The organism is Burkholderia sp. Ed8, from assembly GCF_040761425.1.
Classification (GTDB): domain Bacteria; phylum Pseudomonadota; class Gammaproteobacteria; order Burkholderiales; family Burkholderiaceae; genus Burkholderia; species Burkholderia seminalis.
This window is the reverse complement of sequence record NZ_CP142886.1, coordinates 1,928,113-1,953,991: the sequence shown is the minus strand read 5'-3', so window position 1 is coordinate 1,953,991 and position 25,879 is coordinate 1,928,113. Positions and strand designations below refer to the sequence as shown.

Below are 25,879 nucleotides of genomic sequence, written 5' to 3'. Positions count from 1 at the left end.
AACACCACTGATCGGCATGCACACGCCATCAGGCCCGCCCCGCTGAAATCACCCGAATCCGTCCCGCAGAATCACCAAATCACTTGCAAGCCTTACCGCTCACATTCGAAAAAATTACACAAATGACACCGCTGAGTCAGGTGCGAAAAACCACACTCAGATAGCGCAAAATTATGGCGCTGGCTATAATCACTCGCCCGAATTTCGGTGTGAACGTCGTCTGCCAGAGGTGCAGCGGCACGAGCGCTGGGTCGCGAAGCAATCCACCACGCATACCCTGCGCTGGTGGCGCCATGCCCTTGACGGTGGACGCGAGCGGCGCCCCCGGCATCCCAAGACCTTTGGCAATTGAGTTTGGACAAGACGTTGAAAACGCTATCGGAAAAGTATTCGGCGTCGTCGTTAGGCGGCAACGATAAAGGTGTAGTGGCGCGGCTCAAACGAATCAACACGTTGTTTGCACTTACCGTTCTGGCCCCGACCATCATCGCCACGGCCTACTACGGACTCGTCGCGTCGGACATCTATGTTTCCGAATCTCGGTTCGTCGTCCGCAGTCCGCAGCGTCAAAGCCAGACAAGCCTTCTCAGCTCTCTGCTGCAAGGGACTGGCGCGGCACGCGCGCAAGACGACACATACTCCGTAGTCGACTACATTCGATCCCGCGATGCACTGCGCGAGCTGAATCGGGGTAACTATATTCTTGACGCCTACAGCCAGCACGGCGACGTAATCAGCCGCTTTTCACGTTATTTCGACGATAGTTTCGAAGCACTGTGGCGCTACTACGGCAAGCAAATCGTCTCCGTCGATCTGGATTCGACGTCAGCAATCACGACCCTGCAGGTGCGCTCGTACACTGCACAAGATGCGCAGAAGATCAATGAAGATCTGATTGCGATGAGCGAGCGCCTTGTGAATCGCATGAATCAGCGTGCGGCGGCAGATACGGTCAGATTTGCACAACAGCAAGTGGACTCTGCAGCGACAAAAGCGAAAGACGCGGCCGCAACCGTAGCGGCCTATCGCAATTCTTTTTCTGTGTTCGACCCAGAACGTCAGTCCGCTTTGCAATTGCAGCAAATCACCGGTCTGCAGAATCAGCTGCTGACAGCCCAAAACCAACTCATCCAGCTTCAGTCAATCGCTCCGCAGAACCCGCAGATTCCGGTGCTGAAGACGAATATTCAGACGCTCGAAAAGCAAATCGCGAATACAACCGTCGGTGTCGCCGGAAGCAAAGACTCCCTTTCCGCGAAGGCCGCCAATTACGCACGCCTGCAGCTCGATGCTCAATTTGCCGATCGCCAACTGGATGCGGCAATGACCGCTCTTCAAAACGCAAGAGTGGAAGCAAATCGCAAGCAGCTGTATCTTGAGCGTCTTGTCGAACCTAACAGGCCCGATGTGGCGATCGAGCCCAAACGCATCCGCGGCATTGTTACTGTGTTTGTGCTCGGCATCGTGGCGTGGGCCTCACTCAGCCTGCTGATTGCAAGCGTGCGCGAACACCAGCACTGACGTCATGTCGTCTCCTCGGCCATATCCTTCACTGCTTACCTCGCTCAAAATTCAGATGCGAGTGGTTTTCGCGCTAACCATGCGCGAAATCATTACGCGCTACGGTCGTCACAATATTGGTTTCGCATGGCTGTTTGCAGAACCGATGTTGTTCACGGTCGGTATCGCGGCACTTTGGAACCTGCTACACGAGACGGGGCAAGGACACGAGATCAACGTGACAGCCTTTGCGGTCACCAGCTACTCCACGGTCCTAGTCTGGCGCAATACGATTGGACGATGCACGTTGGCCGTCGAGCCTAATGCAGCCTTGCTGTTCCACCGCAACGTTCGCGTTATCGACCTATTTTTCGCGCGCATCACACTTGAGATTGTCGGTACAACGCTGTCGATGCTGGTGTTGACCAGCACGCTGATCGCGATAGGGATAATCGACCCACCCGCCGATGTCCTGAACATGGCAGCCGGCTGGGTGTTGTTATGCTGGTACTCGGCTGCACTTGGCCTGCTGATCGGTGGACTGTGCGAATACAGCGAACTCGTCGAAAGACTCTGGCACCCGATTTCCTACTTCCAACTTCCCGTATCCGGCGCCTTCGTTATGGCGAGTTGGCTTCCTCCCAACCTGCGTGATATCGCAATGTTGTTTCCTGCGCCGAACTGCGTGGAATTATTTCGCTACGGTTACTTCGGCTCACAGATTACGCCATACTACGACGTTCCCTATACGATCATGGTCTGTGCTTTCCTCACGTGGATCGGACTTGCGGTTGTGAGAGACGTGTCGACAAGAGTGGAACACTGATGTTAAATCTTCAAGACGTGTCGAAACACTACAGCACACGCAATGGCAAACGGTTAATTCTCGACCATATCAATCTTACAATCGAGCCCTCCGAACGCATCGGCATCCTTGGTCGCAACGGTGCGGGGAAATCAACACTGGTCCGTCTGATCAGTGGCTCCGAATTACCGACTTCGGGTGCCATCGAACGAGCAATGAGCGTGTCTTGGCCGCTCGCCTTTTCAGGTGGATTCCAAGGAAGTTTGACAGGTCTGGATAATCTGCGATTCGCCTGTCGAGTCTACGGCGCATCTTACGAGGCTGCTCTACCTTTTGTGGAAAGTTTCACCGAACTGGGAACGTATCTGCGAGAGCCGGTGAAGAAATATTCGAGCGGCATGCTTGCTCGACTCGCGTTCGCGATGTCGATGGCGATCGAATTCGATTGCTTTCTTATCGACGAAGTTATAGCAGTCGGTGACGCACGTTTCCGCGCCAAATGTCATCAAGAACTTTTTGAAAAACGTCGCGATCGAGCGATGATTATGGTGTCACATGATCCCAATACCATCCGTGAACACTGCACGCGCGCTTGTGTACTTGAGAAAGGAGTGCTGCGTGAGTTCCTGGATGTGGACTCGGCATTTGATTTCTATCACGAAATCACGGGTCAACCTGTTCATTCATAAGTTTAGACCGCCTTCTTTCGTCGAACACGTGCCGCATCGTCAAATTCACTCAACAAGACAACAAGTAGGCTGACATCTCGCCTGTCGCCGTTGTGCATTAGACAACATCCCGAGCAAGACTTTCGCAAATCCGATCACGCACGCATTGGAGCCCCACCGTGATTTTCAAGAAGCGCAAAACTGACGCCACCACAGAACCGGCTCGGGCATCACAAGCCGATAACGTCAACGTAGTGACATATGACGTTGCCACCGAAGGGTTTCAATCATCCTCGGCGATAATCCGCGAGAACGATCCGGCCGCTGATGAACTCGTACGCGACCTGATCGAAGATGCGAAGCGACGTACGCATACGGGTGCCATCAAGGAACTATGCGAAGAATATTTGAAGCACGAGAGCTATCGGATCGCACGGCGAATTCTCGATCTTGCGAAAAATGAATTCCCGAATGACGCGAGCGTGCATGAGCTCCTGGCACGCGCTTGCCATTTTCTTGGCGATCATTCTGCTGAAGCAGACGCTTGGCATCACGCCGCTACGCTGACGAACCGGGTTGAATTCAATGTCTGCGAAGCCCATGCCCGGCTACGCACCGGCGATTTCACACGGGCCGAGACGATTCTCCAGGCGGTCTCCAGCGATGGCATCACTCGTTTCGATGTTGCCGCCGGCCTTGCGGAATGCGCGTACCGACGCCACGATCTGATGCGCGCTTTCGAGTACTGGACTCGTGCAGCGGAACTCGACCCCGAAGACTTAAATGCCTCCCTGCAGCGGACCAATGTCCTGATCGAAATGGGAGACTTGCGTACAGCCGAGTCCATTATCGACGACGCGCAGGAGAGGTGGCCAGGCTCGGCGCTCGTTGCGGAAACGAAGGCGCGCGTTCTGAAAAGCCGTGCCGATTATCCCGCGGCGCTCGAATTCAGCCGGCTCGCTATCGTTATGGATTCGTCACCCAATCTCCATTTGACCCATGCAAGTGTCTTGCTGGCACTCGGCCGCGCAGATGACGCGTGCCAGACACTACGGCAAGCGCTCGCACGGCAGCCTCGGGATACGAGTGTGCTTGCCATGCTCGCGGAATGCGAAGAGGCTGCTGGTCGCCGTTCGATAGCATTGGCAACCTGGCGCGGTTTGCTGCACTTTCAACCCGATTTTGTTCGAGCGCACATCGAGACGGCCAGGTTGGAAAATGTCGGGCGCTCCGCACAGGATTACCGCGACGCATTGCTGAAGATTGCCGGACGCCATCCGCTGGCAGCGGAGCCTCTCGTCGCGGTGGCCGATATTGCACGCGACGCTCGCCAACAAACAGAAGTCGAGTCACTGTGGAACCGAATACTGACTATCGCGCCTGGCCGCAAAGAATTCTGGCTACGGTGTGCAGCGGCCCTGCGCGAGTGCAACAAACTCGACGACGCAGAAAAAGTGGTGTGGAGTGCACTCGAACGTTTTCCGGAGGATCGTGATCTGCTGGAGGATGCGCTCGACCTCAGTACTGGCTTGGAGCATCAGACCCGAGCGATCGAAGCCGGTCGGCGCCTGACTTCGCTGCTGCGCCGCACCCGTAGCGATGAGCCGGGATCACCCGATATGGCCAATCCCCTGTTCAACGCATACACTCGCCTAACTTGGCTGCACTTCAACGTCGGGGATTTCCAGAATTCCCGCGCGATATGCGAAGAAATCGCGGAAATCTGGCCGAATTGCGCGTTTTATCTTGAACTGCGCGCGATGATGTCGATTCGAGAACGCAACTGGCAGGAGGCGCTCGATTCCGCGCGTACCTACAATTACCTGTTCCCACACTACCCGCGTGGCATCGAACTCGAGTACGAAGCGTTGCTCGGCGCTCGAGAATTCAATGCCGCAGCAGATCTGCTTACTCGCGAAGACCTCGCGATGCGTTTTCCTGAATGGACCAGCCGATTTGCAGCCTGGCGCGACGCGGTTCGCTCCATTCGCCCACCTGACCAGCCCACTGATACGCGTCTTGTGCTGGACGTGACAAGCCTCGCAACCGTTGTTGCCGCGTCCGCTGCACCTGGCGGAATCGAGCGCACGATTGTCGAAGTCGTACTGGAATTGTTCGAAAGCTGGAAGGGCAATCTTGTACTCGTGAACTGGAAAACGATCGCTGTCGAAGTCAACCAGACGGACTTCACATCGGCCATCTTCCCATCGAGTTTCGGTGAAGCATCGCAGAAAAAACCCAACCCGTTCGTCCAGCGCACGCTGACGAATGGCGAGAAAGCATTCGAGTCAAGTCCACACGATATCGTCGTTATTCTCGGTTCGGCGTGGCACTACGATGCAAATAACTCGATTCTCGATGAATACAAACGAGCCGGAGCACGTGTCGCAATATACATCCACGATCTGTTACAGCTGTACTATCCCGCGCTTGTCAGTGAAAAATGGGCGGCCATCTTCCGCTACTGGATAGGGCCCGCACTCGATCAAGCTGATCTGGTCATGGTCAACTCGAACCACTCCGGGCGAGAAATTCAGCAGTTCTGCGCCGAAACCAGCCGCCAGCCAATCGAAACCATCAAGGTCGAACTCGGCGACGATTATCGCTGCCTCCCGCGGAAACAGCGTGTCGACGAAGCAAAAGTCGCGTCCGTGCTTCGCCTCGCCAAAAGTGCTGGGTATGTCATGTTCGTGTCAGCACTTGGCAAACGCAAGAATCACGGATTCCTCGTCCGTGCGTGGGACAGGTTGCGCAAGCTGAGCGGTGGGGATTGCCCTACGCTCGTGTTCGTCGGCTCGCCAGGCGATGGCATGACCGCAATCGAGGCAGAGCTTCGCGCAACGCAATATGCCGGCGGCAAGGTCGTCCTCTTGCATAACGTCGATGATGCGAGTCTGGACAAGCTCTACGATAATTGCTTATTCACCGTGTTCCCAAGTCTGTGCGAAGGCTGGGGCTTACCTATCGCTGAAGCCTTGTCTCACGGGAAGGTTTGTCTCGCATCGGCGACGACATCAATGCCGGAAGTCGGCGGAGATTGCGCGGACTATTTCTCACCGACCGACGAAGAGGCATTCATTGCTCTGGTGACCCAATATGTCTACGATCATTTGAAGCGCACCGAGCGCGAAGCCTACATCCGCGAGCACTACCAACGTCGGAAATGGAGCGCCACGACCGAGCACATCGTCTCGTTAGTCGACGCGCGTCTGCTCGCGTCGGGCAACAAGCCGGTCTTGCCGATTCCGAGAACGACGCAAATTGCAGGTGTCATTCAGGTATGCGCGAGCTACGGAAAACAATGCGGCATCGCGAGCTACACATCGCACGTTGCGGCCGCCATGCGGGGACAAGGTAGGGACGCCGTGATCGTACGCGGGGTCGACGAATGTGAGCCGTATCTGGCGACGGGCCGCTACGGCTATGTATTTGTGCAACATGAATACGGGCTGTACGATTCCTTCAATCCGTCTCTTGCGGGACCAGATACGACTGGAGAATTGATCGAGCGACTCGAAGACTATGCAGTGCGTTACCCGACCGTCAGATCAGCTGTCGTGATGCATACAATCGACATGAACAAGCCCGATCTACGTGAGCGCAGTCAAGTGCTGTTTAACTCGACTATTCCTGTCGTTACTCTGAGCAGTGCAGCGGCGCGCAATACTCGTGCAATATTCGTTGAGCACGGCATTCATGTGACGTCACCGATCGTTCCTGTTGAAACCTCCGCACGTGCGGAAGGAGATACTCTGACCGTATCGTCCTTCGGCTTTCTATCCCCTCATAAGCGAATCGATCGAATTCTCCAGGCGTGTGTTGAGTCGAATAGTCGTCTTGTAGCCAACTTCGCATGCGATTCCGCTGAGCGGGCACACCGAGCTCGAGAATTGGTTGCGAATATGGGTGTGGCGGGCAAGGTCACTTTTGACTTCCAAACCGACGAAGAAATTCTCGAAACGTTGCGCTCGGGTGACGTCGTGTATTTCCCGCAAGGCCCGATTTCGTACTGGGCAACTACCGGCTCCGCTCGTGTCGCGATGACGGCCGATCGGCCGGTCGTTACGTCCCCGGAAGACCAGTTCGAGGACATGGCTGCGGGCGTCATTTTTTCGACGGATGCCGAATTGCCGACCGTTCTTCGCAGGTTGTCGAATCCAACCTATTACGCGCAAGTTCTCGGCCGGTTGCGAGCGTTTCGTGACGAAAATACGATCGAAGCGGTCTATCGCGACGCGTTGGCTGTATTGAATACCGAGAGTCGTGCTGCACGCATTCCGAGTGCAGGATCCGCAATCATCGTATCGGATCTACTCGCGCTCCCAGCACGCACCGCAGTAAAGACGCTCTATACGTCTCAGTTTGATCGACTGCCCACATCGACTGAACTCGAATCGTTTGCAGCTACCGAAGGTGAATCCCTTGATATTCGACTGGCAGCGATTTTTGATGTTGCTTGCAAGGCGCTAACGCAGGGACGCCCACTGGATCTCGCAGTTGATCCCGGTCATGCAGATCTGCTCGCGAGCTCCGAACTCTCCGCTGTAGATGGCAACCGACTCGTCAGCGCCCTTTCGCTACTGTTACTCGACCAAGCTGACTTCATCGACACGGCCATGCTTGCCATCGCCAAGCGTCGTCCATCCGATTTCGAACGTGCAGAACTGAACGCCATGCCCGCCGACGATATCGCTGCACGAATGTCCGTTTTACGCGCAATCGTACGCATTGCAAACACAGCGCGCGCGACACGCAGCGCGGTCGGTGACTTGCAAGCTCACCTGTATCTCCAGGCACCGGTTCCCGGCCAAATCCAGCATTCGCGACGCCGTTATCATCTCTCGGAATTGTGTACGTATCCTGCTATCTATCGTGCAATCGCGGTTTATCGCAAGCTCTTCAAGCGCGATCCGTCACTAGAGGAGCATCTTGCGTTGTCGTCGATCGACCCATACGAGGCTATCGCCAGAATCAGTCAATTGGCGACCACCGCCGATGGAGTTCATGTGATCGACAATATCCCCGATCGCGCCGGCTGGTTGACGACAATGCAGCGCGTACAGTCCGCGCTCGAGGAAATAAGCGATACACAGGCTGATGAGATGACCGGTGAGAATCTCCGTTCGCTTGAGAAGCGACGGTTGTCGCGTGCGTTCCCCAGCTTTGTGCTGCTTACCTGAAACTCCATCGTGCGCGCGAATCTACCGCGCGCACGATGTTGGTCATGGTCGATTCAATCCTGGACGTGGAAGGTCCCCCACGTCCGTAAGACGATATCCTCGCGAACCGGCCGCATTGCGCCGTTTCGCTACCACCGGTGTCTACCGCAAGATACGAATTGCGATCGCACCGATCTATTTCTATGAAGCTGATTCTCCACATTGGCACTGAGAAGACGGGAAGTTCTTCACTGCAACTCACGCTAGCACACCAACGAGACAGTCTCGCCGCTCAAGGTGTGTGGTACTCACGAGTGCTAGGCGAATACGCCCATCGCAAGCTCTCGCTCTATGGGAGGGACTCGCAACATGTGATGACGGACGACCGACTTGCCGCATTCGGCGTTCAAAATCCGCAACAGTACGAAGCGCTTTGCGCGTCAATTGAAAGCGATCTGCAGAGCGACGTCGGCGCAGCCCTCTCCCGCAACTGCCGACACTTTATCGTCAGCTGCGAATATTTCAGTAGTTTGTATCGTAATACAGACGAAACAGATCGACTTGCCGGCATGCTATATCGTCATTTTGACGAAATCGAGGTCATTTGCTTTATACGACCTCAGCTCGACGTACTGATTTCTCGAATCTCAACACTCGCCTGCGACGGGATCGAAATCAACGAATCGATGATCCACGATCTCGCTGAAGACGAACAGTATTTCAATTTCGACCTTCTACTTGATCGATGGGCAAGCAGTTTCGGTCGCGGCTCCATTAAACCTATTCCTTATAAGCGAAATCGCGATACGCTCGCATATCTATCGAGTGAAATAGGAATTCGAATTGAATCAATTGGACTCGAACGTATAAATCAATCTATTGACGTTGAATCGATTGCATTGCTGAATGCGACTCGTCTATCGGGTGGCACGCTCGCATCGGTTGCCACTTATCTCAAGGACTTCGGCGCCACAAACAAACTCAGTTTGTCGCGCCCTGGCCGAGAGAGACTGCAATTGAAATTCGAAGCGAGCAACTTGGCACTTTGCTCGAAATGGCCGATGATCGCGCCGGCGGATCTGCAACCAGGCGATGTGGTGGACGATGATGCCGGAAACCTCCATTTGCTCTCCACGGCAGATCGGTTCGGACCGCAGCTTCGTTATGTGTTCGAACGCTTTCAGACTGAGGCGGCTTCACTCACTCGCCGGCACACCTTCGCCCATGCGTGCGACGTCACACTAGCGATTCCGGAGGGACACTTTGCGGCCCGCTATCTTCAGGACGGGGGACTTTTCCGGCCGCGATTCATTCCCGTGTTCGAACGCTTACTGCATAACGGTCACGTGGTCATCGACGTCGGCGCCAACATCGGTTTCTTCAGTTTGCTCGCGGCACGACGCGTTGGGCCGACCGGGCGAGTCATCGCCTTTGACCCAAGTGCCAAGGCACTCTCTGCACTGTTGCACGCATCCGCCATCAACAACCTGCCCAATATCGAGGTGCATAACACCGCGTTGTACGAGCGATTTGATACGCTGGCAATCGTTCACAACTTAGTGTCGACCAACTGTGTCGTCAAGCCAGTTGGCGCGATACCGAGTCATTTGGTTGACTACTCACAACTCGATCTTATTTCTGCAGTACAAGCCGACGCTGCGCTTGATGACCTCACCCGCTGCGATCTCGTGAAGATCGCCGTAGGTGGCAATGAACTTCCTGTCATTCGTGGCGCAAGAAGATTACTTGATCGATTTAAACCTGTCGTGTTGTCGGAGTACTCCCCCGCTTATCAAGCTGACGTCTCGGGCACCACGCCCGATGCTTACTGGCAAGTGTTCGCCGAACTCGGTTACCGTTGCCATCTAATCGGCGTGGACGGCCAATACGAAACCATGACGGATTTATCGCAATTGCTCGAACGTTACGAAGCGGAAGAACGAGCGTGCGGAGGCGTGACTCACCTTGAACTCTGTTTCGACCATCCGGCTTCGTCATTGCGATTCGTCGAATAAACGTCGGTATGTGCGTGACGCTTAGAGATCTGCCTCCATTGCCGTCGCCTCGAGTTTCGAGGCCTCCCCGTGGCGTCCGACGGCAATGAGTTTTTCACTAAGCAGGGAACTCATTGACTGAATCCACCGTTTATCGAAACGATGCACGTGCGCAAAATGTCGGAATAAACCTACCGCCCACGATCCATGGCGTTCGGCGCTGGCCAAGAGCAGCGAGCGAGCGTAGTGTTGAGACCCGTTTCGAATGTCCGCGCGCAGCTGGCGCACTGAAATCGGCGTATCTTCGATTAGGTCGCGAATCAACGTACTGAGCCGACGACATTCGAACAGCGCAGTTGCACTCGGATGCCCAGAGAAAGGCAATGCAATGTCATTGTGATTTGGAAACACCAATTTCAGACACTCTACATGACGTCGATCAGACGTCATCCTCGAAGTCGTAAATAAAATGCGCATACTGCCCGATCGGCTCACGCCATCTATGCGAGTACCCCATACGACAACGCACGTCGCTCCATCGATCCTCGAATGACGTATCTACCGGCCTCGGAGAGTATTGCGGACTAATTGCAATAACTTTATCCACATCGAGCGCATGAGCAAAATATAACGCGGCGTACGCACCCATACTCGAACCGTACGAAATACGTCGACTATATTGTTTGAGCACGGCGCGACAATAATACTCGATCATACCGACGGTAATATCCTGATACCAGATATTGCGCTTCGGTTTAAAGCACAGCACGTCCAAGCCCAAGGACGAGAAGTAATCCTCGCCGAACCCCGGCCTCTCAAAGCCAATGTAATCAAATGGCTGGAACGTAACAATAATGGTGTCTGAGCCAACAGATGTTAATTCCGCAATCGTCTCTTCATTATCGAAAATTACTCGTTTGCGACGCTGGCTATCTGCTTCCGTAGACATGATCTTTGTCACGCTGATCCGGTCAATAGCCACCGTTGAGTATGCATCAACATGTGTACGAATTTCGAGATCTTTACAAGATGTATCGAGAGTGAAAAACAGGTTCCGAACCAATCCCCGACTTGACGTGCTTGCTTCGACTTGAGCCACCATGTGCTTTCCCAGATCGACGGTCACCTCAACAAGACATATGCCTCCATCGGCAATCGTACCCTCGCCGTCGATATCGACGCGATATCGTCCTTTTTCCAAGGCTAAGTACGGTCCGTAGGTCAACCAACCCGCAGCGCCTGACGAGACGAGGCGGCCGCTTTCCAAGGTACCAACGACCGACTTGATCTGCTGCTCTGCCGCGAGTAATGAACAAATTGTCTCGGTGGCCAACACAGGTGCCGTTGTGGTTGCGATCCCACTCGGCTTGCCCGATCGATTACCCCCGAACAATTTTGCTGCTCGCCTCAAAAACATCATTGATACCTTGCCTCTATCGAAATATCTCGAAACGACCGTACACTCGGGTCGATATGAACATCAAGGCAATATGCGGTTATACATTGCCTGCAAGCGATCAGCATAGGCTGCTGAATTGAACATTTGCGCACGTGCGACTCCACTTACCGAGAGCTGATGTCGCAGTTCAGCATCCTGTTCAAGCTGACGCAAGCCACGAGCAATCGAGTTCACATCGTAAGGATCGACAACTACACTAGCGTCTCCAGCGATTTCCGGTAGCGAACCGCCCGTCGAACATAACGTAGGCGTACCGAGCTGCATGGCCTCGAGAACTGGCAGACCAAACCCTTCATATAGCGACGGAAACACCACCGCCTTGGCCGCGCGAATGAGGCTGACCAGGAATGAACGCGGCGTGTAGTCGAACACATGAATTCGACGCTTTAAATCGGGGCGCTGCTTCAGCATCGCGTTGATGAGTTTCATTTCCTCATCGGCCTTCCAAGCAAGCGAACCAACAATAACCAATTTTGTATTCAAGCGCGCAGAAAGAAATGCCTCGACCAGACGCCCGATATTCTTTTTCGGTTCAATTGCCCCGAAGAACAAGAAATAACTCCGGGGCTCCAGTCCAAAAATCCCCTCGACCTCAAGCTCGGCGTCATACTGACTCTTGCAAGCGGCTACGTCACTTGTGTCAACTGCCTGATAGGTGTTGCTGATGTGTTGGTCTGGCGTACCGAACAACTCAATAATATCCGTCTTGGAACGCTCTGATACCGTACAAATGTGAGCACTCGTCTCGAGACAAGACTTGATCAATCGGTAGTAATAGCGCTTGTTGTCGAGAGTGGTATACGGCAACCGCAGCGGCACGAGGTCGTGAATCGTATAGATGTTCGGCACACCCTCTACACGAATAGGTAGCGGGTACGTCCAATGCATCACGTCCGGCTTTTGTGGAAGACGAATCGTGAGGAACTTCCCATAGCGCCGGAAGTGTGTCCTCGCAACAGAGAAGAGATCTGTCACATTCCAAATAGCAGACTCTCTCGGTAACCGCTCCGCAAAGCGAGCAATCTCCACTTTTCCAGAAACTGATATGGGGCTAGCCTCATAACCGAATGGAGCAGACAGTGCCGATTTTACGTAAGACACGGCAGTCGAGAGAAGCTTGCGATTCGGCGTTGTTCCACCGAGATAGTCGAAGAATGAAATCTCGCGCAGCAACGGGAGCAACTTCGGCGAAATGGGGGCGCCATACAGTGTCTGGGTGCGCCCCCCCATCTGACTCACATGATTCGCGAGGTTACGCGCGTAAGTGGCGACACCTGTTCCGCGTTGAAGCGCAAGATTGTGTCCGTCGATAGCAACAACTTTATTCATTGAAACGGGTCACAATGTAGAAATCTTGATCAGAGGGCCAGCGCATGGGCCGCTCGGCCGTGCTTAGACGGCCCACATCCAACGCGACGGACGTACACAACTATTTGAAAGTTTGGACGCCGGTGACAACAGGATAGGCGACCGAAAACACAAGGTTCAGCACCTTTTGAATTTCGGTAACCGGCGCATTCGAGACGTAGAGCAAGTCCTTGTTATCCATCATGAAACTTTGTGCGACGAAGAAGGCGTTCGGGTCGCGCAAGTTCACTCGATAAATAACTGGAACCTTTCCGTCGGCCGTAGTTCGGACAGGTGAATTGGGCCATGTGATCGCATTCTGATCTTCCAGTCGAAAAATAAAAACGCCCTGTGCATCTGAGCGCGAATCCTCCAATCCCCCGGCCCGCGCCAACGCTTGTGCTAGCGTGATCCCCTGCGCTTCAAAGTTAATTTCTTGATTCTTACCGGTAGCCCCGAGTGCCGTGAAGCTGTATGGTTGATATAGCGCTGTCACGACATCGCCGGCTCGCAGCACAACATTTTGGCGAGGATCTCGGATGATCGCTTCCAGCGGCTGCGAAACAACTGTATTGCCCCGCGTAACCTGTATCGTCACTTTGTTGATCGACTCGCGCACCCCGCCTGCGGTCGCCAACGCATCAAGTAAGCGTTCGCCACGCGCGGTTAGTTGCATCCTGTTGCTGGCAGCGACATCGCCGACGATGGTCACGTACGACGTCACATTTTTGGCCAACTTGACAAGAACTTGCGGATCGTGAGCCATGCCGCGCAGCCTTGCGGCGACACGCTCCTGTAACTGCGAAGGCGTACTACCGGCCGCCTTGACTGCGCCAATAAAGGGCACATTAATATTGCCATCAGCGTCGATCATCTGATCCGGCAGGACCGTAACACGCGTGCCATTCACGCCACTAGCCGACTCAAGCTGCTGGCCCGTACCAAACAAAGCCGCGGGTGGCGCCTCCCAAATCGACACGGAAATGGTATCGCCAGTCCCGAGTTGCTGCTGGAATTCTGCCCCTCCGCCAAGCGTCGAAAAAAAGTCGGTTTGCTTGCGATCTGCATACAGCTGGCGTGCAACTTCATCCGTTACATCGACGATTTGAATGCCGGAAGCGTTATTCCGGGCCTGCCCGGCACCATCGATCTGAGCTCTACTTGGCCCTGACGTCGGAATTGCAGAACAGCCTGCAAGCCATACGACGCCGCAGCAGAGCAATCGCCCACCGATACCTCGAAACAAATGCAGCATTTTTGACACACGTGATTGAGTTCGGCGCAAATTGTCTCACGTAGTCCATTAGAATGAAGCGCAGAAGCAAAAAAACCACGCTCGAAGTGCAAACGCGTCTCGATTGTCTAGCACACAAATGTAACAGCAGTGTTGAATATCTTCCTTGACGTCTCCCGCCTGATGACGCGGTTGTACGATGGACTGCGCCCCACCGGGGTCGATCGCGTCGGGCTCGCTTACATCCAGCGATACGGCACGGGCGCGCGTGCGGTGCTGAGTGAGCGGGGCTTCTGCTCCATCTTGTCCGCCACGGATACGCGCACGGCCTTCGACCTACTACTTTCTTCAAAAATCGACCGCTGGGCGATACGCAAAATTGTGGCGCGAGCGTGCGTGCAGAGCGTCTCGAGACAGGAAGTGACCGGCGGCATATTGCTACATACCAGTCACAATGGGATGGAGCATGGTCGTTACTATGACACTCTGGCGCGTCGAAATATTCGCCCGGTCTTCTTGATTCATGATTTGATTCCTGTAACTCACGCCGAATTTTGTCGCCCTGGCGTCGATGCATTGCATCGTCATAGAATCGATACTGCGCTGCGACGTGCTGCTGGACTGATCGCGAACTCCGATGCCACCTTGGAGAGTCTTTTAACAGAAGCAGTAAAAGCGGGTATAACAAAACCTCCGCCTACTGTAGTTGCGCGCCTCGCGCCGGGCACAGTAGTGTGCTCGCCATCGCAGCCCCCCATCGACAAACCGTATTTCGTCATGTTGGGCACGATCGAACCTCGCAAGAACCACTGGCTCATTCTTCATGTCTGGCGGCGCCTTGTTGAACAGATGGGCAACGATGCACCCAAGCTCGTCATTATCGGCCGGCGTGGCTGGGAATGCGAAAACGTTATAGATATGCTTGAACGCTGCGAACCGTTGCGTCGAGCAGTCATCGAAGAATCGGATTGCAGCGATATACAACTCAATACGTGGCTACAGCACGCGCGCGCCTTGCTGTTCCCTTCTTTTGTCGAAGGTTACGGCATGCCGCTTGTGGAAGCCTTGGGCCTTGGTGTGCCGGTAATCGCGAGTGACCTGCCGGTGTTTCACGAAATTGCGTCGGATTTCCCTGCGTATCTTGATCCACTCGATGGACCCGCCTGGTATGCAAATATCCGGACCTATATGGAATACGACAGCCCTGAGCGTCGCCATCGGGTTCAAAAAATCGCTAGCTTCCGCACGCCGACATGGAGCGAACATTTCGAGCAAGTTGATCGCTTTCTCGATTCGTTACATTAAATGATGCCCCCGTCACACTCCTCCTCCATGTCGGCGGCCGATCGCGAATTCGATGTGCGTTCGATAGTTCGCGGCAGACGGTTGATCGGATGGATGACCGGTAGGTCGCCGTTGATCTGGGTAGACACGCTTGTGGGTCGTATTGCGGCGCGCTCGGCACTCGCCGTCGGAGCCGCCATGCAAGCGACCTACCCCGGACCGATACTTGGACACCGCAAGCAACATGTACCGCCGCTTTCGTGGTTCGCGTGTCCGGGTGATTGCCTCTCTCGCGGCGGACTCGTTGCCGCACTGGAGTCGCAGCTTTTGCGCTCCTCCGATGCCGGGCCAAAAGAGTATCTAGAGGATGCGATCGCCCGCGTTCTCGCAACGGATGCTCTCCATATCCGTCATCGCGTCACCCCACTGCCGAAACAGTGGCACGACCTATGTGCCACCTCGAGAGTCGTTTTGCTGGATGAGCGCGCAACTACTCACATTGACTACTGTACGTCGCGTGTCTCTCGAAGAGCGGCATTCACGGAAATGGTGGCCCATGCGAGCCACTCGCATCCTGATGCGCAATTCTGGCTACTGAGGTCGGCAGACTCCGGCCGCGGCACCTGGCTGTCAAGCCAGACGACACTGCCTCCGAATACGACCTTACTCGAAGTCGACCACTCACTATACGAAATGCTCGGCCGGATAGATGCAGTGTATGTCGTCGGTGCCTCGGAAGGAGTGGCCGCTCTGTTGGCAGGCGTTCCAACTTACGTCTTTGGAACTCCTTATTATGCAGGTTGGGGTCTCACCCAAGACTATGAGGTGATGCCCGAACGTACGGCACGCCCTACGCGCAACACGTTCTTCAACGTAGTGTTTAGACAGCTTGCTCGTTATCTCGACCCGACTACCGGCCAGCCTGGTTCGCTGGAAGCGACGCTGGATAGTATCGCCCTGCAGCATTCTGTCGCCGCCCGCTTCGCCAACTTGACGGCGATCGCCGCATTGCGCTTTCAATGGTGGAAACGCTCATACGCCACTCCTTACCTGCGTGCAGGCGGCTGCAACTTGCGTTGGGTTGGAAAAACTCGTGACGTCGGCTCTGACGAGACCGCCGCCGTTTGGGGTGGCCGCACTGCAGACGGCCTTCCCGCCGACACGCGCGTGATTCGTATAGAAGACGGCTTTCTACATTCGGCAGGTCTCGGCTCGGACATGTCGGCGCCATATAGTCAGGTACTCGATTTTCAGGGAATCTACTTCGATGCCACCCGGCCAAGCGACTTGACCGCGATACTCAATACAGCGCAGTTTGACGAACGGGAACTCGAGCGCGCGGCAGCGTTACGCCACGCTATCGTGCGATCCGGGCTGACCAAATACAATCTTGGCAGGCGCGCGCCCGTCTGGCACGCCCCCTCTGGACGACGCATTGCATTGGTTTCCGGTCAAGTTGCGGATGACGCTTCAATCCGGCTGGGAACCGGAAGTATCACAACGACCGAGGCTTTGCTTCAGGAAGTGCGCTCGCGCTATCCCGATGCGTTCATCGTCTATAAGCCGCACCCTGACGTGATGTCCGGAAATAGGCCCGGTGTCATCGACGGCGTGAAACTCGCTGACATCGTCGACGACCGGGCAGACCTCGTATCGCTCATCAACGCAGTAGACGAAGTCCATACACTGTCTTCATTGACGGGCTTCGAAGCACTGTTGCGTGGTAAAAAAGTCTATACCTATGGACTACCGTTCTATGCTGGCTGGGGACTAACCCACGACGCGCTACCCCAACCTTGGAGAGCCCGAACGCTGACGCTCGACATGCTGACAGCCGGCGTATTGCTCCGGTATCCAATCTATTGGGACTGGGATCTCGCACTATTCACCAGCCCAGAAGCAGTCGTCCTGCGGCTATCGCATATGGCCAATCGCCCTCTTGGCGAAATCCGCAAGGACCGCAAGCGCCTGTTCGTCAAAGCAGCACGATGGAGCCGCAACGTGCTTCGGCATGCGCTATGGCATTGCCGGCACCACCCCGCCAACAATTCTCAACCAAGGTGGCGCAGGCCGACATAAAGGACTTTCAACGATTTCGCATTTCACCCTTTCCTCTATGCCAGTCGAAAACTGATATCAGAGGTATTTCAACTCGAGGTATCCTATGATTTATCCGGTCATCCTATGCGGTGGCAGCGGCACTCGGCTCTGGCCGATGTCACGCGGCGGCTATCCCAAACAGTACCTGAAGCTCACGGGTAACAGTACGCTCGTGCAGCAAACGGCGCTACGTCTGCGCAACATGCCGGACGCTATTGACCCGATCGTCGTCACGAACAATGAGCAACGCTTCTTGGTCGCGGAACAACTTCGACAGATCGGTGTCGCACCATCCTCGATCGTGCTGGAGCCGATCGCTCGCAACACTGCACCGGCGATAGCAATCGCCGCTCTGCTGGCACAACAGAGCAATCCCGATGCACTGCTGCTAGTGCTTCCGTCCGACCATGTCATCCAGAACGAAGCCGCCTTTGTAGCGACAACCGCAGAAGCGGCATCGATCGCCAAGCAGGGACATCTCGTCACCTTCGGCATCAAACCAGCCGAACCACATACCGGTTATGGCTATATCCGTCGCGGCTTACCCGTCGCCGACGGCGTTTCGGCTTTTCAGGTCGACGCATTCGTCGAAAAACCCGACGCCCCCACCGCCGCACGCTTCCTGAGCGACGGCAACTACTACTGGAACAGCGGCATGTTCATGCTGAAGGCGTCCACGTACATGGAGGAACTCCATCGCCATGCACCGGAAATCGCCCGCCAGGCAGAACTCGCATTCGAATCGGCCAAGCGCGACAACGACTTCCTCCGTCTCGACGCCGAAGCGTTCGCAGCGTGCCCGAACGTCTCGATCGACTATGCAGTGATGGAAAAGACCGAGCGCGCCGCTGTTGTCGCGGCGGCCGACCTCGGCTGGAACGACATCGGATCGTGGAGCGCACTCGCGGACATCGCTGACAGCGACGAGCACGGCAACGCGCTAATCGGCGACATCTTCACCGACTCGGTGAAGAATTCGTATATCCGCGCGGAACACCGGATGGTCGCCGCGATCGGCCTCGACAACATTGTGATCGTGGAAACCGCCGATGCCGTGCTGGTCGCCCATCGTGACAAGACCCAGGACGTGAAGAAAATCGTCGAGTGGCTGAATGCGTCCGGCCGCCACGAATCGGTCACGCACCGCCGTGTCGTCCGCCCGTGGGGTTCGTACGAAGGCATCGACCAGGGCGACCGCTTCCAGGTCAAGCGCATCATCGTGAACCCGGGCGCACAGCTCAGCCTTCAGATGCACCACCACCGCGCCGAACACTGGATCGTCGTAAAGGGTACGGCGATGGTCACGAACGGCGACAAGGAGATCATGCTGACCGAGAACCAGTCGACCTACATCCCGCTCGGCGCGACCCATCGGCTGACGAACCCCGGCAAGATCCCGCTCGAACTGATCGAAGTCCAGTCGGGCGCATATCTCGGCGAGGACGACATCGTCCGCTTCGAAGACACCTACGGCCGCGCAGCGAAGTAAGCGCGGCAACATCCGGGTCGTGCGCCGCAACCGGCGTCGATCCGATGCACCCGACGGGCAGCACGCACACGCGTCCTGCCCATCTTTCATTTCGTCAAGCAACGTAAGACAGGTTGCCCGCCGCTCCCCGCTCAGGTTATAAAAGCGCCACCCATTCCGGTGCATGCGCCGCCCTTTCTACCCTTGACTTCGGAGAACGCATGATCGATCTCGCCACCGCCCAGCAATTCCTGATGACCCGCGGCCTCGACTTCGGCCTAAACCTCCTCGCGGCCATCGTCTTGTGGTTCGTCGGCCGCTGGGCGATCCGCATCGGTACCCGCCTGCTCGGCAAGGTCGTCCGCCGCAGCGGCAAGGTCGACCCGACGCTCACCGACTACCTGACCTCCGTCGTCGGCGTGTTGCTGACGATCCTGCTGATCCTCGCGATCCTGCAGATCTTCGGCGTGCAGACCACCTCGTTCGCCGCGCTGCTCGCCGGCCTCGGCCTCGCGATCGGCACGGCCTGGGGCGGCCTGCTCGCGCATTTCGCCGCCGGCGTGTTCATGCAGGTGCTGCGTCCGTTCAAGATCGGCGACGTGATCAGCGCGGGCGGCGTCACGGGCACCGTGAAGGAACTCGGCCTGTTCGGCACGACGATCATCACGCCCGACAACATCGTCACGATCGTCGGCAACAACAAGATCTTCTCGGACAACATCGCGAACTACAGCGCGACGTCGCACCGCCGCGTCGACCTGACCGCGAAGATCGCGAACAGCGTCGACGCCGTCGACGCGATCAACCGCCTGAAATCGTCGATCCAGCAGATCCCGAACGTGCTGACCAACCCGGCGCCGGACGTCGGCGTGCTGCAGTTCACGCCGGAAGGCCCGTTGCTGTTCGTACGCCCGTCCACGGCACCCGAGCACTACTGGCAGGTGTACTGCGACACCAACCGCGTGATCCTCGAGACGTTCCGCGACGCGCAATACCCGACGCCCGAAACGCCGGTCGCGCATCGCAACGCGTAACGGCATCGACGGACGAAAAAAAGCGTGGCACCGGCCACGCTTTTTTATTGCCCAGAAGAAACGGCAAACGCGCGCTCAGCGCCCGCCCGTCTTCTGCGCATTGTCCGACTGCTTCCCGCGCACCAGCTTCCACACGGCGCCGAGCGCGACCGGCACGATCGCCGCGCCGATCCCGACCAGCACGATCACGTTCAGGTACTGGCGGATGAACGGGATGTTGCCGAAGAAATAACCGAGCAGCACGAGCAGCAGCACCCACACCAGCGCACCGATCACGTTGAAGAGCTGGAAGCGCGCGGCGCTCATCGACGACGCGCCCGCAACGAACGGCGCGAACGTGCGCACGACCGGGATGAAACGCGCGAGCACGATCGTCTTGCCGCCGTGCTTGTCGTAGAACGAGTGGGTCTTCTGCAGCGCGGCGCGGTCGAGGAAGCGTTCGAGCACCGGGATGTGCGTATTGAACACCTTCGGGCCGACCCAGCGGCCGATCAGGTAGTTTACGGTGTTGCCGGAAATCGCCGCGACGAGCAGCAGCACGATCAACAGGCCGACGTTCATTTCGCCCGTCGCCGCGAACGCACCGCCGATGAACAGCAGCGAATCGCCAGGCAGGAACGGGAACACGACGAGCCCCGTCTCGCAGAACACGATCAGGAACAGCACGAGATAGACCCACGCGCCGTACTGCCGGATGAAATCGCCGAGGAAAGCGTCGATATGCAGGACAAGATTGACGAAATGAAGCAGCGTATCCAAATGCGATTCCTCGAAGGCGATAGGGCCGCAGCGGCCGGAAGGGACCGGAAGGGACCAGACATGGCAGAAGCGCCCGCCAGCCAAGGCGGCGCGCGCAGTGGAGCCATGATACCGAAACTACCTTAAGGCTCCGTGAAAAAACGTAACGGATCGCCGCCCCGGCACGCGGGCGCAGCCTCGCTATAATTCGGCCATGTCCGATATCACCGAAACGGCCGCGGGCGCCGCGCCCGCCCCCGCTCCGCGCCCGCTGCGCGCGATCCAGCCCCTGCCCGACCAGCTGATCAGCCAGATCGCCGCCGGCGAGGTCGTCGAACGCCCGGCGTCGGTCGTCAAGGAGCTGCTCGAGAACGCGATGGACGCCGGCGCGACGTCGCTGCGCATCGTGCTGGAAGAAGGCGGCGTGAAGCGCATCTCGATCACCGACGACGGTTGCGGAATTCCGCCCGACGAGCTGGCGCTCGCGCTGATGCGCCACGCGACCAGCAAGATCCGCTCGCTCGAGGAGCTCGAAGCCGTCGCGACGCTGGGTTTTCGCGGCGAAGCGCTCGCGTCGATCGCGTCGGTGGCCGAGATGTCGATCACGAGCCGGACGGCCGATGCCGCGCACGCGATGAAGATCGACGCGCAGACGGGCGTGCTGTCGCCTGCCGCCGGCTCGACCGGCACGACGATCGAGGTGCGCGAGCTGTACTTCAACACGCCGGCGCGGCGCAAGTTCCTGAAGAGCGAGCAGACCGAATTCGGCCACTGCCTGGAAATGATCCGCCGCGCGGCGCTCGCGCGGCCGGACGTCGCGATCTCGGTGCTGCACAACGGCAAGGCCGTCGAGCACTGGAATGCGACCGAGCCCGCGCAGCGCGTCGCGAAGATCCTCGGCGACGGTTTCGCGACCGCGCACCTGCCGCTCGACGAGCAGGCGGGCCCGCTCGCCGTCTACGGTTGCGCCGGGCTGCCGACCGCCAGCCGCGGGCGCGCCGACCAGCAGTATTTCTTCGTCAACGGCCGTTTCGTGCGCGACAAGCTGCTGACGCACGCGGTGCGCGCGGCCTACGAGGACGTGCTGCACGGCGACCGCTACCCGTCGTACGTGCTGTTCCTCGACCTGCCGCCCGAGGCCGTCGACGTAAACGTGCATCCGTCCAAGATCGAGGTGCGCTTCCGCGATTCGCGCTCGATCCACCAGTACGTGTTCCATGCGGTCCAGCGGGCGCTCGCGCGTCATGCGGGCGCGTCGCCGGAAACCACGGCGGGCGGCCATGCCGCGCATCTCGAGGCCGCGCCACGCGGGCCGTCGTCGTTCCTGGACACGCCGCTCGGGCAGAACCAGGGCCACGCGACGGGCGGCGGCGCCGGCAGCGGCGGCGGTGGCTTCTCGTCGCCGTCGTCCTCGTCGTCAGGCAACACCTGGATGCGCCAGGCGCGCATGACGCAGGGCACGCTGCCCGTCGCGCAGCCGCTGGCGCTCTACGACGCGCTGTTCGGCCGCAAGGACACCGGCGCCGGCACGCCGGACGGCACGACGACCCTCGCACGCGATTCGGCCGGCGCACCCGTCGCGCCCTTGCCGGGCTTCGCCGCCTCGCCGATCGCCGCCACCCCGCACGACGAGCAGCCGCTCGGCTTCGCGCTCGGCCAGATCCACGGCATCTACGTGCTCGCGCAGAACGCGTACGGCCTCGTGATCGTCGACATGCACGCGGCGCACGAGCGGATCCTGTACGAACAGTTCAAGAACGCGCTCGCCGACCGCACGGTCGCCGTGCAGTCGCTGCTGCTGCCGATCTCGATGACGGCCACGCCGGTCGAGATCGGCACGGTCGAGGAAGAACGCGACACGCTCGAATCGCTCGGCTTCGACCTGGCGGTGCTATCGCCGACGACGCTCGCGATCCGCGCGGTGCCGGCGCTGCTGAAGGACGCCGACCTGCAGTCGCTCGCCCGCGCGGTGCTCGCCGACCTGCACGCGTTCGGCGGCTCGCGCGTGCTCACCGAGCGGCAGCACGAGCTGCTCGGCACGCTCGCATGCCATCACGCGGTGCGCGCGAACCGGCGGCTGACGCTCGACGAGATGAACGCGCTGCTGCGCCAGATGGAGGCGACCGAGCGCGCGGACCAGTGCAATCACGGCCGGCCGACCTGGTATCAGCTCACGCTGAACGATCTCGACCGTCTCTTCATGCGCGGCCAATGAGCGCTACGCTGCACCCCGCTCCAACGACGATCGCCTGCCTGCTCGGCCCTACCGCCTCGGGCAAGACGGCCGCGGCGCTGGCGCTCGCCGCGCGTCGCCCGATCGAGATCGTCAGCGTCGATTCGGCGCTCGTCTACCGCGACATGGACATCGGCACCGCGAAACCGTCGCGCGAAGAACGCGCGAGCGTGCCGCACCACCTGATCGACATCATCGACCCGGCCGACGCGTATTCGGCCGCGGAATTCCGCGCGGACACGCTGCGCCTGATCGGCGAGATCGTCGCGCGCGGCCGCACGCCGCTGCTCGCGGGCGGCACGATGCTGTACTACAAGGCGCTGACGCAGGGGCTCAACGACCTGCCCGGCGCCGATCCGGACGTGCGCGCCCGGCTCGACGCCGACGCCGCACGCGACGGCTGGCCCGCGCTGCATGCGCGGCTTGCGCAGGTCGATCCCGACACGGCCGCGCGGCTCGCGCCGAACGATTCGCAGCGGATCCAGCGTGCGCTCGAAATCTTCATGCTGAGCGGGCAGCCGATGTCGGTGCTGCTCGCCGCGCCGCGCCGCACGGACGATGCGGCGGCCGCGTACCGCTTCGTGCCGGTCGCGCTCGAACCGTCGGATCGCGCGGTGCTGCACGCACGGATCGCGCAGCGCTTCGACGCGATGCTCGAGGCGGGCTTCATCGACGAAGTCGAACGGTTGCGCCGCCGCGACGATCTCCATCCCGACCTGCCGTCGATGCGCTGCGTCGGCTACCGGCAGGCGTGGGAATTCCTCGACGGCGATACCGACTACCGGACGATGCGCGACAAGGGCATTTTCGCGACGCGCCAGCTCTGCAAGCGCCAGATCACGTGGCTGCGCGCGATGCCGGAGCGGATCGTCGTCGACTGCATCGCGCCGGATTCGACGGCCCGCGCGCTCGACGCGCTCGAACGCGTCCTCGACGGCGGCACGCCGGGCAACTGAACGTGTCAGCCGGCCCGGCGCGCCGCGAGCCGCGCACGGGCGCCGTCGACGAGCCACGCGATGCCGCGCTCGAACGCCTCGTCGCCGCTGCGTTGGCGCAGCGCGGCCCATCCCTTCGCGAGCAGCGGATACTCGGCCGCATCCGGCAGCGGCGCCTCGGCGTCGCCGTCCGGTTGCGCCTGCTCCTCCAGCACCCATCCGACCACGAAGCGGCCCAGCGCATACATCACGTCGACCGCCTCCTCTGGCGCGAAACCCGCTTCGCCGAGCAGCGCGACCTTGCGTTCGATCGAGCTGAAATGCAGCGCCCGCGGCCGCGTCCCGGCATGCAGGCGCGCGCCGTCGCGATAGGCCAGCAGCGCGTGGCGAAAACTGCGCGCGTTGTCGAGAAGCCACGCATCCCACGCGTCGCCCGGCCGCGGCAGCGACGCGTCGTGGCGCTCGAGCATGATCGCCTCCGCCATCGCGTCGAGCAGTTCGGCCTTGTTCCTGAAATGCCAGTACAGCGTCGGCGACTGCACGCCAAGCCGCTCGGCGAGCCGCCGCGTCGACAGGCCATCGATCCCCACTTCGTCCAGCAAGTCGAGCGCCGCGCGCAATACCGTGTCGCGCGTCAGTCGCGCCCCTGTGTCCTTCATCTCTATCACCGATAAGGAAACTATGGAATAATCACCACTCTATCATCGATAGAGTGACCTTCTTGAATCCATCCCTGATTGCCATCCTGGCCACGGTTTTGCTCGACGCGATCGGCGTCGGAATCGTGATGCCGATCCTGCCCGGGCTGCTGCGCGCGCTCGCCGGCGCGGGCGGCATCGATACCCACTACGGGATCCTGCTCGCGCTGTACGCGTTCGCGCAGTTCCTGTGCGCGCCGCTGCTCGGCGCGCTGAGCGACCGTTTTGGCCGCCGCCCGGTACTGCTCGCGTCGCTCGCGGGCGCCGCGCTCGACTATCTGCTGATGGCGCTCGCGCCGACGCTCGCCTGGCTTTACGTCGGGCGGCTGATCGCGGGCATCACCGGCGCGAACGTCGCGGTCGCGACCGCCTACGTAACCGACGTGACGGCCGAACCCGACCGCGCCCGGCGCTTCGGCCAGCTCGGCGCGATGATGGGCATCGGCTTCATCGCAGGCCCGTTGATCGGCGGGCTGCTCGGCGCACTGCATCTGCGCGCGCCGTTCGTCGCGGCCGCGCTGCTCAATGCGCTCAACCTCGCGCTGGTCTGGCGCGCGCTGCCGGAATCGCGGCCGCGTTCGGCCCGCGAAGGCCAGGCGGCCGGCGCGCTCAACCCGTTCGCGAGCCTGCGCCGGCTGAGCGGCGCGCCCGCGCTTGCGCCGCTGGTCGGCATCTACGTGATCGTGGCGCTCGTGTCGCAAGCGCCCGCGACGTTGTGGATCCTGTACGGCCAGGAACATTTCGGCTGGTCGACGCCGGTCGCGGGGCTGTCGCTCGCCGGCTACGGCGCGTGCCACGCGCTTGCGCAGGCGTTCGCGATCGGGCCGCTGATCGCGCGGCTCGGCGAGCGCCGCGCGCTCGCACTGGGCCTCGCGGGCGACGCGCTCGGGCTCGTGGCGATTGCGTTCGCGACCGCCGCGTGGGTGCCGTTCGCGCTGCTGCCGCTGTTCGCGGCGGGCGGCATGACGCTGCCGGCGTTGCAGGCGATGCTCGCGCGGCAGGTCGACGATGCACGCCAGGGCGAACTGCAGGGTACGCTCGCGAGCGTGGCGAGCCTGATCGGCGTCGCGGGGCCGCTGGTCGTCACCGCAACCTATGCGGCGACGCGCGCAACGTGGCCGGGGCTGGTGTGGGCCGCCGCCGCGCTGCTCTACCTGCTGGTGCCGCCCTTGCTGGCCGGCGCGCGTCCGGCGAACGCGCCGCGGCCGTCCGCTTGAGCGTCG

Annotated in this window: 17 protein-coding genes; 12 read left to right on the top strand and 5 right to left on the bottom strand. The window is 59.0% G+C overall.

Features of this window, described 5'->3' with window-relative positions; all coding sequences use genetic code 11:
* The first annotated feature begins 366 nt into the window (after positions 1-366).
* The 5 genes from VXM69_RS22970 to VXM69_RS22950 all read left to right on the top strand — a co-directional run bounded on the left by VXM69_RS22970 (position 367) and on the right by VXM69_RS22950 (position 10,147).
* The gene (locus VXM69_RS22970; protein ID WP_367189263.1) at positions 367-1,521 is read left to right on the top strand and encodes a hypothetical protein; all 1,155 of its coding nucleotides are present in this window, start codon (positions 367-369) and stop codon (positions 1,519-1,521) included.
* A gap of 4 nt (positions 1,522-1,525) precedes the next feature.
* A complete protein-coding gene (locus VXM69_RS22965) occupies positions 1,526-2,326 on the top strand; it encodes an ABC transporter permease (protein WP_089483498.1) in 801 nt (266 codons plus the stop codon).
* On the top strand, positions 2,326-2,994 hold the full coding sequence (locus VXM69_RS22960) for an ABC transporter ATP-binding protein (protein WP_367189262.1): 669 nt from the start codon (positions 2,326-2,328) through the stop codon (positions 2,992-2,994). Before VXM69_RS22965 ends, VXM69_RS22960 begins: the two co-directional genes overlap by 1 nt.
* 158 nt (positions 2,995-3,152) lie before the next feature.
* The gene (locus VXM69_RS22955) at positions 3,153-8,153 is read left to right on the top strand and encodes a glycosyltransferase (protein WP_367189261.1); all 5,001 of its coding nucleotides are present in this window, start codon (positions 3,153-3,155) and stop codon (positions 8,151-8,153) included.
* Between the two features lie 182 nt (positions 8,154-8,335).
* Positions 8,336-10,147, top strand: coding sequence for an FkbM family methyltransferase (locus tag VXM69_RS22950; RefSeq protein WP_367189260.1), 1,812 nt, complete (start codon positions 8,336-8,338; stop codon positions 10,145-10,147).
* A 418-nt stretch (positions 10,148-10,565) separates the two neighbouring features.
* Here VXM69_RS22950 and VXM69_RS22945 read toward each other — a convergent pair whose 3' ends face one another.
* The 3 genes from VXM69_RS22945 to VXM69_RS22935 all read right to left on the bottom strand — a co-directional run bounded on the left by VXM69_RS22945 (position 10,566) and on the right by VXM69_RS22935 (position 14,187).
* On the bottom strand, positions 10,566-11,546 hold the full coding sequence (locus VXM69_RS22945; protein ID WP_367189259.1) for a hypothetical protein: 981 nt from the start codon (positions 11,544-11,546) through the stop codon (positions 10,566-10,568).
* Positions 11,547-11,606: 60 nt separating this feature from the next.
* The gene (locus VXM69_RS22940) at positions 11,607-12,914 is read right to left on the bottom strand and encodes a glycosyltransferase family 4 protein (protein ID WP_367189258.1); all 1,308 of its coding nucleotides are present in this window, start codon (positions 12,912-12,914) and stop codon (positions 11,607-11,609) included.
* A 100-nt stretch (positions 12,915-13,014) separates the two neighbouring features.
* Positions 13,015-14,187 carry a polysaccharide biosynthesis/export family protein gene (locus tag VXM69_RS22935; RefSeq protein WP_367189257.1) on the bottom strand — a complete coding sequence of 391 codons (1,173 nt, stop codon included), beginning with the start codon at positions 14,185-14,187 and terminating at the stop codon, positions 13,015-13,017.
* A 129-nt stretch (positions 14,188-14,316) separates the two neighbouring features.
* On the opposite strand from VXM69_RS22935, the gene VXM69_RS22930 reads away from it, so the two are divergent.
* The 4 genes from VXM69_RS22930 to VXM69_RS22915 all read left to right on the top strand — a co-directional run bounded on the left by VXM69_RS22930 (position 14,317) and on the right by VXM69_RS22915 (position 20,052).
* Entirely contained in the window at positions 14,317-15,471 is a 1,155-nt protein-coding gene (locus VXM69_RS22930) for a glycosyltransferase family 4 protein (protein ID WP_367189256.1), read from the top strand.
* 27 nt (positions 15,472-15,498) lie between these two features.
* A complete protein-coding gene (locus VXM69_RS22925; RefSeq protein WP_367190201.1) occupies positions 15,499-17,529 on the top strand; it encodes a capsular polysaccharide biosynthesis protein in 2,031 nt (676 codons plus the stop codon).
* A gap of 85 nt (positions 17,530-17,614) precedes the next feature.
* On the top strand, positions 17,615-19,039 hold the full coding sequence (locus tag VXM69_RS22920; protein ID WP_367189255.1) for a mannose-1-phosphate guanylyltransferase/mannose-6-phosphate isomerase: 1,425 nt from the start codon (positions 17,615-17,617) through the stop codon (positions 19,037-19,039).
* A 200-nt stretch (positions 19,040-19,239) separates the two neighbouring features.
* Complete coding sequence (locus tag VXM69_RS22915; RefSeq protein WP_034187183.1) at positions 19,240-20,052, top strand: mechanosensitive ion channel family protein; 813 nt, start codon at positions 19,240-19,242, stop codon at positions 20,050-20,052.
* Between the two features lie 75 nt (positions 20,053-20,127).
* Here the strand turns inward: VXM69_RS22915 and VXM69_RS22910 are convergent, their stop codons facing one another.
* A complete protein-coding gene (locus tag VXM69_RS22910; protein ID WP_034187182.1) occupies positions 20,128-20,811 on the bottom strand; it encodes a DedA family protein in 684 nt (227 codons plus the stop codon).
* A 193-nt stretch (positions 20,812-21,004) separates the two neighbouring features.
* Between VXM69_RS22910 and mutL the strand changes: the two genes are divergently transcribed.
* Both mutL and miaA read left to right on the top strand, forming a co-directional pair.
* Positions 21,005-23,005, top strand: coding sequence for a DNA mismatch repair endonuclease MutL (mutL, locus tag VXM69_RS22905; protein ID WP_367189254.1), 2,001 nt, complete (start codon positions 21,005-21,007; stop codon positions 23,003-23,005).
* Positions 23,002-23,979, top strand: a complete 978-nt coding sequence (gene miaA / locus VXM69_RS22900; protein WP_367189253.1) for a tRNA (adenosine(37)-N6)-dimethylallyltransferase MiaA — start codon at positions 23,002-23,004, stop codon at positions 23,977-23,979. Before mutL ends, miaA begins: the two co-directional genes overlap by 4 nt.
* A gap of 5 nt (positions 23,980-23,984) precedes the next feature.
* Here miaA and tetR read toward each other — a convergent pair whose 3' ends face one another.
* Positions 23,985-24,617: a tetracycline resistance transcriptional repressor TetR gene (tetR, locus tag VXM69_RS22895; protein ID WP_367189252.1), complete on the bottom strand. Its 633-nt coding sequence runs from the start codon at positions 24,615-24,617 to the stop codon at positions 23,985-23,987.
* A gap of 62 nt (positions 24,618-24,679) precedes the next feature.
* Here tetR and tet(64) point away from each other — a divergent pair, with 62 nt between their 5' ends.
* The gene (tet(64), locus tag VXM69_RS22890; RefSeq protein ID WP_034187178.1) at positions 24,680-25,873 is read left to right on the top strand and encodes a tetracycline efflux MFS transporter Tet(64); all 1,194 of its coding nucleotides are present in this window, start codon (positions 24,680-24,682) and stop codon (positions 25,871-25,873) included.
* Positions 25,874-25,879 lie beyond the last annotated feature (6 nt).

Bases quoted from the DNA above. Each gene is read 5' to 3' on its own strand.
- VXM69_RS22965 (WP_089483498.1), top strand. From the start codon at position 1,526: ATGTCGTCTCCTCGGCCATATCCTTCACTGCTTACCTCGCTCAAAATT.
- VXM69_RS22960 (WP_367189262.1), top strand. From the start codon at position 2,326: ATGTTAAATCTTCAAGACGTGTCGAAACACTACAGCACACGCAATGGC.
- VXM69_RS22950 (WP_367189260.1), top strand. From the start codon at position 8,336: ATGAAGCTGATTCTCCACATTGGCACTGAGAAGACGGGAAGTTCTTCA.
- VXM69_RS22945 (WP_367189259.1), bottom strand. From the start codon at position 11,546: ATGATGTTTTTGAGGCGAGCAGCAAAATTGTTCGGGGGTAATCGATCG.
- VXM69_RS22940 (WP_367189258.1), bottom strand. From the start codon at position 12,914: ATGAATAAAGTTGTTGCTATCGACGGACACAATCTTGCGCTTCAACGC.
- VXM69_RS22935 (WP_367189257.1), bottom strand. From the start codon at position 14,187: ATGCTGCATTTGTTTCGAGGTATCGGTGGGCGATTGCTCTGCTGCGGC.
- VXM69_RS22925 (WP_367190201.1), top strand. From the start codon at position 15,499: ATGTCGGCGGCCGATCGCGAATTCGATGTGCGTTCGATAGTTCGCGGC.
- VXM69_RS22920 (WP_367189255.1), top strand. From the start codon at position 17,615: ATGATTTATCCGGTCATCCTATGCGGTGGCAGCGGCACTCGGCTCTGG.
- VXM69_RS22915 (WP_034187183.1), top strand. From the start codon at position 19,240: ATGATCGATCTCGCCACCGCCCAGCAATTCCTGATGACCCGCGGCCTC.
- mutL (WP_367189254.1), top strand. From the start codon at position 21,005: ATGTCCGATATCACCGAAACGGCCGCGGGCGCCGCGCCCGCCCCCGCT.
- miaA (WP_367189253.1), top strand. From the start codon at position 23,002: ATGAGCGCTACGCTGCACCCCGCTCCAACGACGATCGCCTGCCTGCTC.
- tetR (WP_367189252.1), bottom strand. From the start codon at position 24,617: ATGAAGGACACAGGGGCGCGACTGACGCGCGACACGGTATTGCGCGCG.